This window comes from Brevibacterium antiquum CNRZ 918, assembly GCF_900169145.1.
GTDB classification, from domain to species: domain Bacteria; phylum Actinomycetota; class Actinomycetes; order Actinomycetales; family Brevibacteriaceae; genus Brevibacterium; species Brevibacterium koreense.
In genome coordinates this window covers 145,888-159,066 of record NZ_FXZD01000002.1, presented here as the reverse complement: position 1 = coordinate 159,066, position 13,179 = coordinate 145,888, and the positions used below count along the sequence as shown (strand labels likewise).

Annotated in this window: 11 protein-coding genes; 3 read left to right on the top strand and 8 right to left on the bottom strand. The window is 63.7% G+C overall.

Annotation, left to right across the window (positions count from 1 at the left end; genetic code table 11):
* Position 1 precedes the first annotated feature (1 nt).
* From BANT918_RS03380 to BANT918_RS03370, 4 genes are all read right to left on the bottom strand, one after another.
* Positions 2–514: a GyrI-like domain-containing protein gene (locus BANT918_RS03380; protein ID WP_101618947.1), complete on the bottom strand. Its 513-nt coding sequence runs from the start codon at positions 512–514 to the stop codon at positions 2–4.
* A 224-nt stretch (positions 515–738) separates the two neighbouring features.
* Positions 739–1,413 carry an anthranilate synthase component II gene (locus BANT918_RS03375; protein ID WP_101618946.1) on the bottom strand — a complete coding sequence of 225 codons (675 nt, stop codon included), beginning with the start codon at positions 1,411–1,413 and terminating at the stop codon, positions 739–741.
* Positions 1,410–1,577, bottom strand: a complete 168-nt coding sequence (locus BANT918_RS17315; RefSeq protein ID WP_167389368.1) for a hypothetical protein — start codon at positions 1,575–1,577, stop codon at positions 1,410–1,412. Before BANT918_RS17315 ends, BANT918_RS03375 begins: the two co-directional genes overlap by 4 nt.
* A gap of 2 nt (positions 1,578–1,579) precedes the next feature.
* Positions 1,580–2,635, bottom strand: coding sequence for a class E sortase (locus tag BANT918_RS03370; protein WP_101618945.1), 1,056 nt, complete (start codon positions 2,633–2,635; stop codon positions 1,580–1,582).
* 380 nt (positions 2,636–3,015) lie between these two features.
* Here BANT918_RS03370 and BANT918_RS03365 point away from each other — a divergent pair, with 380 nt between their 5' ends.
* Complete coding sequence (locus tag BANT918_RS03365; protein ID WP_101618944.1) at positions 3,016–3,780, top strand: cell division protein CrgA; 765 nt, start codon at positions 3,016–3,018, stop codon at positions 3,778–3,780.
* Positions 3,781–4,176: 396 nt separating this feature from the next.
* Here the strand turns inward: BANT918_RS03365 and BANT918_RS03360 are convergent, their stop codons facing one another.
* Entirely contained in the window at positions 4,177–4,884 is a 708-nt protein-coding gene (locus BANT918_RS03360) for a rhomboid family intramembrane serine protease (RefSeq protein ID WP_101618943.1), read from the bottom strand.
* Positions 4,885–4,959: 75 nt separating this feature from the next.
* Positions 4,960–5,499 (bottom strand): peptidylprolyl isomerase, encoded by a 540-nt coding sequence (locus BANT918_RS03355; protein WP_101618942.1) that lies wholly within the window; start codon positions 5,497–5,499, stop codon positions 4,960–4,962.
* 172 nt (positions 5,500–5,671) lie between these two features.
* On the opposite strand from BANT918_RS03355, the gene BANT918_RS03350 reads away from it, so the two are divergent.
* The gene (locus BANT918_RS03350) at positions 5,672–6,520 is read left to right on the top strand and encodes a hypothetical protein (protein ID WP_233430338.1); all 849 of its coding nucleotides are present in this window, start codon (positions 5,672–5,674) and stop codon (positions 6,518–6,520) included.
* 130 nt (positions 6,521–6,650) lie between these two features.
* Here the strand turns inward: BANT918_RS03350 and BANT918_RS03345 are convergent, their stop codons facing one another.
* Together BANT918_RS03345 and argS are read right to left on the bottom strand one after the other, a co-directional pair.
* Entirely contained in the window at positions 6,651–7,922 is a 1,272-nt protein-coding gene (locus BANT918_RS03345; protein ID WP_101618940.1) for a CynX/NimT family MFS transporter, read from the bottom strand.
* Complete coding sequence (gene argS, locus BANT918_RS03340; RefSeq protein WP_101618939.1) at positions 7,919–9,643, bottom strand: arginine--tRNA ligase; 1,725 nt, start codon at positions 9,641–9,643, stop codon at positions 7,919–7,921. Before argS ends, BANT918_RS03345 begins: the two co-directional genes overlap by 4 nt.
* 71 nt (positions 9,644–9,714) lie before the next feature.
* Here argS and BANT918_RS03335 point away from each other — a divergent pair, with 71 nt between their 5' ends.
* Positions 9,715–13,038, top strand: a complete 3,324-nt coding sequence (locus BANT918_RS03335) for a S41 family peptidase (protein WP_233430337.1) — start codon at positions 9,715–9,717, stop codon at positions 13,036–13,038.
* Positions 13,039–13,179: the final 141 nt, after the last annotated feature.

The following is a 13,179-nucleotide window of genomic DNA, read 5'->3' as shown; positions in this document are numbered from 1 at the left end:
CTCAGGACAGGGTGAGATAGAGGTCGGTGCGCAGGTCCGCCGGGTCCATGTCGGGGTTCGGCTCGGTCACGTAGACCTCGAAGAACGGCAGATCCGGGTGGTGTCCGGCGTCGACGGCCGTCTTCATCAACCCCGCCCAAGCCTCACCCAATCCGTCATACCCACCGGTGTGGGTCAGGGCCGCGACCGATCCGCCTGGCAGCTGGGAAGGGATCGCGATGACGTCCTCGCCCAGAGGCAGAGCCTGTCTCAGCCCCGAGGCGAGCGGAAGCCCGATCTCCAGGTCGACCGTGTCGCTGGGTTGACGCGTGTAGAGTGCGAACGCGGGACCAGCGACTTCCTGCTCGGCCTCGGCCAAAGCAGGAAACAGCCCGGAGAAGGTGGCGTCGAAGAGTGCGGGAAGGTCCTCCATGGCGACATTCCGGGCCTCCACAACGGCGGTGGGGATCGGGGTCGCTTCGAACACGGTGAGTTCGGAGTATGGCTCCGTCCGGTTGAAACTCGACTCTGACATCAGTGGTCCTCTCGGTTCCGTCCACCCGCCCACAGTCACCTCGGCGAGTCTTCACTCGCCCTTGTGGGCCTTCGGTGTGTCTCAGGGATGGCCAACGGTTCTGAATCTTTTGGTGTGTCACGATCCTAATCCGTCGGGCGGGGCCAGAGGAAGAGTCTAAGCGCGGCTATCCGACAAACCTGTGCACGGTGATCCGATGAGCCTGCACAAGCCGTCGCAGCAGCCTAAGCCGGGCTGCCGGGCGGGACAGATTTCGCCGCGATCGCCGAGGCCATCGGAGACATCGCAGCGGCCCGCGCGGCGGCGCCGTCGATGCCACAGACCTCGAGCCAGTTGCCCAACATCAGATAACCACATTCGGTGAGCACGGACTCTGGGTGGAACTGGACGCCGAACAACGGCTGCTCACGGTGTTCGATGGCCATGACGACACCATCGTCGGTACGGGCGGTGACCATGAACTTCTCGAGGTCGATGGTGTCGTCAACGATCGCCAGCGAGTGGTAGCGGGTCACGGTCAGCGGATTCTTGCAGCCGAAGAAGATGCCCTGGCTGTCGTGGGTGATGACAGAGGTCTTGCCGTGCATGAGCACCGGCGAGTGGGTCACCGTGGCGCCGAAGACCTCGCCCAGCGCCTGATGACCCAGGCAGACTCCGAACACAGGGATGCCGGACGTCTCCGCCCAGGCGATGAGATTCGGGCACACTCCCGATTCAGCCGGCACGCCCGGGCCTGGTGACAGCAGGATCCCGTCGTATTCGGCTGCCAGGGCCACGACAGCCTCGGCGGACATATCGTCATTGCGGATGACGTGCGTCTGCGCTCCGAGCTCACGAATATAGGACACGAGCGTGTAGACGAAGCTGTCATAGTTGTCGACGACGAGGATCTTTGTCATTGGCCACCATCAGTCACGGTTGCGTTGTTGAAGGGCATGTAGGGGGCGACGACCGGGAAGACGTACTGCATGAGCAGCAGGATCACGGCCGCGATGAGGATGAGGGCGAAGATGAGTTTGACGAACCAGTTTCCCGGAAGCAGCCGCCAGATCAGACCGTACATTCTCAGGCACCACCATTCTTGCTGACCTTGTCGTAGGCTTTCGAATCCTTGATGTTCTCAGGTGCACCGTTGCCGGCCGGGGTCCAGTCGGTGAGCTCGGCGTAGGCGATGTAACGTTCTCTGGCCGAGAACATCGGGTTGCAGGCCGTCATCGTGAGGATCCGATCCTTGCCCTTGTATGTGGGCTCGTTGGGGACCGGAGCGAGCACCTCGACGGCATCGGGAAGAATGATGTCGAAGTTGCGGAACGTGTACGTGTAGAAGCCGTCCTTGGTCTGGACGACGATCTCATCGCCTGGGCGCAGCTTCGCGATCTGGTTGAGCGGCTTGCCGTAGGTGACGCGGTGGCCGGCGATCGAGAAGTTTCCGACTTCGCCCGGCATCGCCGAATTCGGGTATCGGCCCACACCCATCCGGTTGAGAACGGGTTCGAGATCGACACCCTCGGCGGCCGTGCGGTAGTAGTCGTCGCCGAAGCGCGGAATGTAGAAGATGCCGAACGCGTGGTTCTTCTCCACCGGATCTGCCACGACGGGTTCGTCCGGGTCGTCCGGAAGCTCGTTCGGATCCTGGTTCGACCAGTCTTCGGTGAGCTTGTCTGCCAGTACCTCGTTGTCGCGGTTGGCTTCGAAGTCGGTCCACACCAGCTGCCAGACCACGAACAGGATGAGAACCATTCCGGCCGTGATGCAGAGTTCGCCGAAGGTGCGGATGGTGCCGCGAACGGGGCCCAGCGGCTCACGTTCGGGTTTCTGCTTCCGCCCTCGGCTGCGACGGCCGCCGTCGCGGTCAGCAGCCGCAGCACCCCCAGAGGCGCCGAGGCGGGGGTCGGTTCCGCTGTTGGCCACGGGCTGTGGCTGAGTGGAATCCGGGTAGACAGGCGGGGCATCGGAGTAGACGGCCGTCGGGGCACCGTCGGCGGCAGCGGCTTCGGCCTCGCGGCGTCGAAGTTCACGTCGGCTGGGAAGTGGTTGCTCGGTCCCTGAATGCGAGCCGGGCCCGGGGTGTGGTCGGGTCCCTGGATTCGCAGCTGCGCCAAGAGCGGGCGCGGTGCTCATGGGTTCCGTGGCTGGGCCGACTTCGCGGCCGCCAAGTCCACCCTGCGACTGGTGTCGTTCAGTGGCCGGGTGGTGTGAGGAACTCTGTCTCTGAGCAGGACGAATAGTGGGTCGCGACGACGCGTCTGCGTCTGATTCGTTACCCGAGGAGGGACTATTCACCACTGCTGCACCGTGCCTATTGTTTCAAATCCGGGGCTCGCCCAGAGGACAAGCGGGGACACCGTATTGCACTTTATCGTATGAAACTGCACAAACAGGTCGTTCTCCGAGTAGTTGGAGTTTTTAACACTGCCGGATGTGACGAGTAGACTGATGTCCGATTGTCCCTATTCATCAATCGGTGACCTCAGCAATGGTCGGCCGTATAAGGAGTACTCGTGGCCAAGTCCAACGGACGGACCCAGCGCCCCCAGCGCACTTCTCGCAACTCGTCGAAGGCCGATGTCGAAACCAAGGCGCAGCCGAATGACGATGTCGAGGCAGTCGAGGATCTGCAGGCCGAACAGACAGAGGATCTGAAGCACGAGCCCCTCGATGGAGATCTCCTCGACCTGGATGACTCCTCCGACAGATCCGACGTGGTCGCCGAGGGTGCTGGCACCGACGGCAACACTGACACCGATGCCGAGGCTGCCGACGACGACAAGGCCGCGGGCGACACGGTGGCCAAGAAGTCCACTGCTGGAACTGGCAAGAAGTCCGCGTCGAAGAGCGCCGGGGCCAAGCAGTCCGCCGACGCCAAGAAGACCGAGAAGTCCGAGAAGCTCAACCAGGCGGCCGAGTCCGACAAGGGCAGCAAGCCGACGAAGAAGAGCGAGGCCGCCACGGGTGCGTCCGCGAAGGGGTCTGCTGCTCAGGGCTCTTCGGCCAAGCGCACCTCGCGTTCGGGCAATCCGGCCAAGCGCCCCCAAGGCCGCAAGACCGCCACATACACCTCGCAGTCCGGTCAGCAGACGCTCAAGCCGAACCCTCGCTGGTTCCTGCCTGTGCTCATCGGCCTCCTGCTCATCGGCCTGATCTGGCTCGTGACCTTCTATGTCTCGCAGGGCGCATTCCCGGTCGAGGCATGGGGCAACTGGAACATCCTCGTCGGTTTCGCCTTCTTCGTCGCGGGGCTGATCATGTCCACACGCTGGCGGTAGTCCCCAGAGATCACGCTATTTCCGAAATGCGGGGGTTGCGTCGACCACCGGGTGCGCTCCCGAGAGTCGGCGCAACCCCCGTTTTTCGGCGGCGTTCGCGGCGGCCCACACTGCGGTCACCTGCAGGTGAGGTGTTCCTCCGCTGTTGACGGTTCGCCCGCCTCGGCTGCGCACTTGTCCACAGGGCCGAAGTTATACCCAAGCCGGGAGCGTCGTCTGTGCATAACTTATTTTGAGCCTTTGAACTGGGAAAATACACCCATGTAAGTTATCCACCATGTGGATAAAGGTTGTGGACAACAAAATGCAACGTGTGAAAAAGACAATTTTCCATCGAAATCTGCTATAGCTCTGAGAGTCGCTGTGTACCCCTCAGACAAGGGTGATCGCTACGCGTCACACAGCGGCGATTCGCCAGGCCTCGTTGATCTGCCAGGCACCAGCGGCAAGCATCACCAGCAACAGCCCGAGGGCCGTGAGTCCAAATACCAGCGTCGATTGTCTCTTCGGTACCAACAGAGCACCACAGCCGAGCACGAAGCCGGTGATCAACCCGCCGAGGTGGGCCTGCCAGGACACTCCTGCGACGAGGAGTCCGTATCCGAAGTTGAGAGCAACGAACAGGACGACACCCGTGATGTTGCGGTCGAGCGTCTGTGTCGGCACCAGCAGCACGCCGATGATCGCGAAGACCGCGCCGGAGGCACCGATGTTGTTCGTCACCCAATCGACGGAGAACGGCTTCGCGAGAACCAGGACCATGGCTGATCCGCCGATCGTTCCAAGCAGGTAGAGGACGAGGAATCGCCAGCGGCCCAGGGCTCGCTCGACGAATGATCCGAAGAAGAACAGTCCGATCATGTTGGCCAGGAGATGGAACGGTGACGGCTGTTCGTGCACGAGTGCCACCGTCAGAACCCGCCACGGCTGTTCAGACGCAAGTGCGGGTACGAAGCTCAGGCGATGGATGAGATCCAGGCTGGGCAGCAGTTGGGCGAGGAAGACTAAGCCGGTGAGGACCATGATCGTGCTCGTGACCAGCGGTGGAGACACAGAAAGGGCCCGGCCGGTCTCCCGTGCCGAGCCCTCCTGTGGTGTGTCCATCACACCATGGTACTCAGTTCAGTGAGTCTCAGTCCTCGAAGACTGCAGGTACTGATACTCACCGGCGAATTGGTTTCAGCCGTTGATTTCGACCGATTCCAGAACGACTGGTTCGACTGGCTTGTCCATGGCAGCGGTGCGGACATTGTTGATCTCGTCGACGACCTTCTGCGAGGCTTCGTCAGCGGCCTCGCCGAAGATGGTGTGCTTGCCGTTGAGCCATGGGGTCTCGGCGGTCGTGATGAAGAACTGCGAACCGTTGGTGCCGCGTCCCATCTGCTTGCCGGCGTTGGCCATGGCCAACAGGTACTTGCGATCGAACTGGAGTTCCGGGTGGATCTCATCATCGAAGGTGTAGCCGGGGCCGCCGGTGCCGGTGCCCAGCGGGCAGCCGCCCTGGATCATGAAGTCCGAGATGATGCGGTGGAAGTTGAGGCCGTCATAGAAGGGGCGCTTGGTGGGTTCGCCGGTGGCAGGATCGGTGAATTCGCGCTCACCCTTGGCCAGCTCCACGAAGTTGGCAACAGTCTTCGGCGCGTGGTTGCCGAAGAGGTTGATGGTGATGTCACCGTGGTTGGTGTGCAGGACTGCTGTGTGCGTAGAAGCTGTAGTCATGGGGCCATTCTTCCACGCTCCCGCGGCTTCCGCAGATTCCCCTGGCTCGGTTTGCGGACTCTGTCAGCGTTTCTGCAGGCAATTTCATGACGGCCTGATGTCCGGCGGCTTGCAACTAGGCCTTAGACTGAGACTGATCAATTGACCCCGACAAAGAGGATTGGGAATGTTCATGTCGAAGAAGTCAGCTCGAGATCCGTTCACTTCGAAGCTCGATTCCGCGAAGAAGACGTCACTCCGAGTCCTGGCCGATGCCAGCGGGGCCGCAAGTCCAAAACTCCGCGAAGCCGCTGACAAGGCCCGCCCTCAGGTCGAGGCCCTTGCAGAGAAGGCTCGACCGCAGGTTGAAGCACTGGCCGATCGGGCCGAAAGTCTCGCCGTCAAGGCCCGCCCTCAGGTCGAAGCATTCGCAGACAAGGCGAATGACCAGGTTCATGCCTGGGCGGACAGGCTCGATGCCTACCGTCCCGAGGCCACCGAGCGTGCCGGCAAGTTTGCGTCCAACGCCGCCAACTCGCTCGCAGCCGTTGAGACCCCTCAGCTGGTCGACGATCTCGCTGTGCGCCTGACCGGCGACAAGAAGGCCGTGAAGAAGGCTCGCAAGGCCCTCACGAATGCCGGAAAGCGGATCCAGAAGGACACCGCACGCAAGTCCGGTGGTGGCAAGACCGCAGTCGTGTGGACCCTGGTCATCGGTTCGGCAGCCGGAATCGGCTACTACGTGTGGAAGAAGGCGCAGCCGGTCGAAGACCCATGGTCGACACCGCTGCCCAACAACCGTCCCGACGATGCTCGCCCGGTGGGCTCGACCCCCGCTTCTCGTCAGGGAACAGCACCCGAGGTCTCGCAGACAGCAGTGCCCGAATCGAAGACTGCCGAGGCTGCCGCCACAACAGCACCGACTTCGAAGCCTGCGACCGAGGCTAAGGGAACTCAGGCTGCGCCGGCCACCATCGTCAAGCCTGCGGAGGATTCGAAGTCAGCCGAGGAAACGGTGGAAGACAAGAACGCCAAGCACTGATCTGGCCTGGAACGTCGACTGACTTGGTCCACTGACCGGTCAATCGTTCGAACCAGACAGATTGAACGGCTCCCGCTGCGCAGATCCACTCACTTGGAGAAGTGAGAACCTGCGCAGCGGGAGCCGTTCGTCATTCATCCAGAACCTCACGCCTGTTGGCTGGCCCGCCGCCCCGGAAACGACCGGAGATGCGGACCGCCGACAGTCCCGAGATCGTGAAGGCAAGCGTGGCTGCGAGGATGAGGAGAATCGGAGCAGTCCACCCATCGGTGACATTGCCCAGCCAGCCCGCGAACGGAGGCGCCAGCGTGGCGGCGAGGTAGCCGCCGCCCTGCACCCGAGCCGAGGCCGATGCGGTTTCCCGGTCGCTGCCGGCGGTGCGGGCGATGATGGAGAAGATTGCGGTGAATCCGCCACCTTGGGCGACTCCGCCGGTGATCGCCCACAGCACGTATGAGCTCGGGGCGAGCAGCAGTCCCGCGGGCAGTGAGATCCACAGTGCCGCGATGATCGCCACGGGCACCCAGGGCTTGGTTCGGGCAGCCAGCAGGGGCACACCGAATGCTCCGAGAATGGCAGCGACCTGGAACAGGGAGGCAGTTCCGCCTGACGCTGCCGAGCCCAGCCCTCCCGTGTCGGAGAGGATCGAGGGCAGCCACGTTGTGGTCGTGTAGTAGGCGATCGACTGTCCGCTGAACGTGATCACCAACAGTGCGATGATGGCACGGAACTCGGGAGGTGCCTCACGCCATGGACGACGCGTCTCAGCGGGCTCAGGTGTCGGTGACGTTTCAGCAGACGCCGCGGCGATCGCACTGCGGCGGATCCGCAGCCGGATCATGAACAGCCAATAGACGAGTCCGACCACGGCCATACCGCCCCAGATGGCAACGGCCCACCGCCACCCGAAGGCTGCGGCCATGGGACCCGTGCCGAGCAGTGTGATCATGGACCCGACGTTCATGGTGGCCGAATACAGGCCAGTCACCATCGACACCTGGTTCCAGGGGACCTCGCGCCGGATGATCACCGGCACCGCGATATTGCCCAGTGTGATGGCGATTCCGATGATTCCAGTCCCCACCAGCACGAGCCAGGACGGACCCAGGGAGCGGAGCACAGTTCCGAGCAGGACGCCGGTGAGGCACGACAACACGGCCGCCTCAGCGCCGAAGCGACCGATGGTCTTACCTGCGATAGGGGTGACGAGGGCGAACAGCAGCACCGGCAGGCCCGTGAGGAGCCCCACCCCAGCCGCGCTCAGCCCGGTGTCGTCCTGAATGTCACCGAGGACGGCCGTCGGAGCGATGATCGGTGCCCGCAGGTTGATCGCCAGAACGACGATGCCCACGACCACCCAGGGCAGCATCCGCCGGGCGACGGACGGGTCCGGCTGGTTCACATACGCTCGGGCACGCGGATGCCGAGAACTCCGAGGCCAGCCTCGAGCACCTCGAGGACGGTCTGGCTCAGGCGCAGCCGGGAGTCGCGGACCTCGGCGGATTCGGCGATGAGAACCGGACACTGCTCGTAGAACGAGGTGAACGACTGGGCCAGGTCGAACAGATACGTGCACAGGCGGTGCGGCGTGGAGGCCGCGACGACCTCGGCGAGGACATCGGAGAACCCGAGCAGCGCCAGGCCCAAGTCACGTTCGGCCGCCTCGCCGAGGTGGATCGGCGCAGCCGTGAACGCATCCGAGTCCGCCTTGCGCAGGATCGAACGGATCCGAGCGCCGGCGTACTGCAGGTACGGGGCGGTGTTGCCGATGGGGGCGAGCATGCGGTCGAGGTCGAAGGTGTAGCTCGTGTCGTGGGCGACGGAGAGGTCGGCGTACTTGACCGCGCCGATGCCCACGATCTTCGCGACGACAGCTTCTTCCTCGGCGCTGAACTCGGCGTTCGACTCCCGCAACGTGGCCCGGGCACGGGCGATGGCCTCCTCGAGGAGTTCGGCCAGACGCAGGGGCGCCCCGGAGCGCGTGCGCAGGATCTTGCCGTCGTCGCCGAGGACGTTGCCGATCTTCACATGCTCGGTCTTGACGTCCTCGGGCAGCCAGCCGGCGGCCCGGGCGATGGCGAAGACCATCTCGAAGTGCATGGACTGCGGGCTGCCGACGACGTAGAGGGCGCGGTCGGCATGGAGGTTGCGTACGCGGTGGCGCACGGCCGCGAGGTCGGTCGTGGCGTAGCCGTAGCCGCCGTCGGATTTGCGGATGATCAGCGGCAGCGGTTCACCCTCACGGCCGGTGAAGCCCTCGGGGAAGACGCACAGGGCGCCGTCGCTGATGCGTGCCAGGCCTTTGTCCTCGAGATCCTGGCAGACTGCGGCGAGGTCATTGTTGTAGATGCTCTCACCGGCCAGGTCGTCATCACGCAGGGTGACGTCGAGGAGCGAGTAGATGTGGTTGAAGTAGATCCGTGAGAACCCGACGAGGCGCTCCCAGAGTTCGAGAGTCTGCTTGTCCCCGCCCTGCAGCGCGACCACCCGGGCACGTGCCCGGGTGGCGAAGTCGGCGTCGCTGTCGAACTTCGCACGAGCGGCCTGGTAGAAGGCATTCGGGTTGGCTGAGATGTCCTGGGCCGTCTCCGATTCGATGCCGACGTCGAGGAGGTGTTCGATCAGCATGCCGAACGGAGTGCCCCAGTCGCCGATGTGGTTCTGGCGCACGACGGTGTTGCCGAAGAGTTCGTGCGTGCGAGCGAGTGCGTCGCCGACGACGGTGGTCCGCAGGTGGCCGACGTGCATCTCCTTGGCGACGTTGGGCGCCGAATAGTCGATGACGATCCGCGCTCCGGCCGTCTCGGACTCGACCTCGGCTGCGTTTGTCTGGTTCAGCGTGGTTGCCAGAAATTCGGGGGTGAAGGTGAGGTTGATGAAGCCGGGACCGGAGATCTCGGGGATCTCACAGATGCCGGCGAGGTCGAGGTTGTCCACGATCGTGGTCGCGATGTCGCGGGGTTTGGACTTCAGCTCCTTCGCCAGGGGCAACGCCACGTTGGCCTGGAAATCGGCGAACTGGCTGCTCCTGATCACGGGATCGCGCCGCGTGAAATCCTCGCCGAAGGACTGTTCGAGGGCGAGTGCGAAACGATCGTTGAGAAGCGAAGTCAAAGATGGCATGTCACCATTCTATTGGTCAGGGGCCGCATGGGCCGCGTCACCTCGGCGCCCAAGCTTGTAATGTGGGTCACGTGACTCAGTATTCTTACCTCCGCTACCCGCACATCCACGGTGATCTCATCACCTTCACCGCCGACGACGACGTCTGGATCGTCCCTTCAGCCGGCGGGCGCGCATGGCGCCTGACCTCAGATCATGTCCCTGTCCGCAGTCCGCGGATCTCGCCGGACGGAACGCATATCGCCTATGTGTCCTTCCGTGATGGGCACCCTGAACTCATGCTCGCCGAGGTGGCCTCCGGGTCCCTGCGACGGCTGAGCTGGTTGGGTGGAACGACGACGACGATGCTCGGGTGGGCCGATGAGCGTCACATTCTCATCGGGTCCAATGCCGGTGAGTTCGAGGTCCGCAATCATATTGTGAAGTCCGTTGACCTCGACGGCGTCGTCGAACGCCTGTCGCTGGGTCGGGCCTCGGGGTTGGACCGGCACCACTCAGGTGTCACCGCTCTGTCCACACCGTTCAGTCGTCCGCCCGCACATTGGAAGCGCTACCGCGGCGGCACCGCGCCCAGGCTGTGGCTCGATCGTGTCGCCGACGCCTCGGGAACTGGTGCCCAGTGGCAGCGTCTGCTGCGTGAGGAAGAGGCATCGCTGACCGATCCGATCTGGGTCGGTGACTCGCTGGTCTTCGCTTCGGACCGTGCCGCTTCCTTCCCGGATCATGCGCATGAGCAGGCCAATTTGTGGATCTGGGACGGCCTGGCGACACAGACCGGGTCAAGCGGATCGGATCAGGCTGCGGCCGGTGAACCTCGGCAGCTGACATTCCAGACCGAGGCCGAGGGCTATGTCCGCGATGCCACGACCGATGGAACCCGCATCGTGTGGCACAGCCACGGGGAGATCCGCATCCTCGACAGCCTCGACGCGCAGATCAGAACCCTGAACGTGGTGCTTCCCGGAACCGGAGTGCAGCCGCTTCATGTCGATCCCACCTCCAGCACTTTGAGTATCGTCCCAGATCACGGCGGCAACGCCTCGGTGGTGGAATGGCGCGGAAAGACCTTCTGGCTGACCCATCGCGAAGGTCCTGCACGGGCACTGTGCGCGGATTCTTCGATCCGCACCCGTGAACCCGTCGTCCTCGGGCAGACCGGGCTCGCCGCGTACATCACCGATGTCGAGGGCGAGGACTCGATCGAGGTGCGGGCGGTCTCCGCTGACAAGCCGCCTCGGCGAATCGGGGCCGGAGCCCTGGGACGTGTCCTCGACATGGCCTCCGATCCGGCGGGGAAGACCTTGGCCACGATCTCCCATGACGGCAGCATCCGCCTCGTCGAGGTCGGAAATGGCAGAACCCGACTCGTCGGGCATTCGGGCTTCGGGGAGGCCAGGACCCCTCGCTTCTCTCCGGACGGACGCTACCTCGTGTGGTCGCAGCCGACCCAGGGCGAAGAGCTGTTGGAACGGCTGATGCTCGTCGACACCAAGTCAGACCGTGAGGGTCAGGCGCTGACGAGTGGGAAGTTCAATGACTTCTCACCGGCATTCACAGCCGATGGCAAATACCTTGCGTTCCTCTCGGACCGGACCTTCGATCCCTCCTACAATCAGCATTCCTTCGACCTGTCGTTCAACGGTGTGACCAGGCCATGGCTGCTGCCGCTGAGTTCAACCGAGCCCGCACCCTTCGGGCCGAGTGCCAGCGGATGGGCGATCAGCGAGGTCACCGATGAGACTTCGAAGGCGGACAAGGCGAAAGCTGAGAAGACCGTCGTCACCACGGAGGTCGACCTTGCGGGAGCAGAAGAGAGGATCGTGGCGTTCCCGGTCTCTTCTGGTGTCTTCCACAATCTGAAGGCTGCCGAGGGCGGCGTCCTGTGGATGCGCACCGGTGATGCCGAAGACGGTGAGCTCGGCGACAAGCACTCCGGCGACGCCGGCGAGAAACCGGGCGAAATGGTCCAGTACTTCGACTTCGCCAAACGCAAGGTCTCCACCGTCGTCGACAAGGCCGATGACTATTCGGTGACCGGTGACGGCAAGCTCATCATCGTGACCAACGATGGCGACGTCGCGGTGCGACCGGCCACTCGCAAGGTCGAAGCCGATGATGACGATACGGTCTCAGTGGACCTCACGCGTCTGCGGTTCGAGCTCGATCAGCGGGCTGAATGGCTGCAGATGTTCGAGGAGAACTCCCGTATCATGCGCGACCACTATTGGCGTGCGGACATGAACGGGGTGAACTGGGAAGGTGTGACCCTGCGCTGGCGCCGAGTTGCTGCGAAGGCGCTGACGCATGACGACCTCGTCGACATTCTGTGGGAGACCGTGGGCGAGCTCAACACTTCGCATGCCTATGTCCTGCCGTCCAGCCCACCCGGTGATCAGTCGAAGAAGCTGGGCTTCTTGGGTGCGGATCTGGAACGAACTGGGCAGGGCTGGCAGATTGCCCGCATCCTGCCCGGTGAGAGCAGTGACCCAGCCGCCAGGTCACCACTGCGCCAGGCCGGTGTCGGAGCCTGCGAAGGTGATCTCATCGTTGCTGTGGGCGGTCAGTCCGTCGACGAGGTCCGCGGCCCGGCAGCCCACCTGGTGGGAACGGCGGACTCGATCGTGGAGCTCACCCTGCGGCGAGGACGCAAGGATCGTGTGGTCGCGATCATTCCTCTGGCGAATGAGGAGAAGCTGCGCTACCAGGACTGGGTCCGCTCCCGGCGTGAGTACGTGGCGGAGAAGTCCGGTGGCCGAGTCGGCTATGTCCACGTCCCCGACATGATGGCCGGTGGTTGGGCTCAGCTGCATCGTGACCTGCGGCAGGCGATGTCCGCCGAGGGCGTTATCGCCGATGTCCGGTTCAACCGAGGTGGTCACACGAGTGCCCTGGTCGCCGAACGCTTCGCGGACAGGGTCATCGCCTGGAACGCGTCCAGGAGCTACGACACCATGCTTCCCGACCCGGAGGATACCCGCCGTGGTCCGGTGGCCTTCCTCGCGAACGAGTTTTCGGGCTCCGACGGTGACATCATCAATGCCCGCGTGCAGGCCAAGGGACTCGGCCCTGTCATCGGAGTCCGCACCTGGGGCGGAGTCGTCGGCATCGACGGTCGCTACGACTTAGTCGACGGCACCGGCGTGACGCAGCCTCGTTATGCCTTCTGGCTCGAGGGCAAGGGCTGGGATGTGGAGAACTACGGTGTCGAGCCGGACATCGAGGTCGAGCACGATCCCTCGCAGCTGTTCAGCGACGACGATCTGCAGCTCGACCGTGCCATCGCCGAGGTGCTCGCTGGTCTGGAGGATGCACCCGCGGCCACACCCCCGGACTTCCCGGCCCCGCGAGTGCAGTCATCGCCGCAGGTCCAGGCCCCAGGTGCCCCGACGGACTAGTACCGGCCAAGGAGTACCGGCGACGGAGCCCACGCGGTTCTGCCTCCGGCGCGATCTGCTCGTCATAGTGGACTCGCATTCGATTTCGCCCGAGATTTCGAACGCAAGTCCACTATGACGCTCGTGTAGGGGCGCTCATCC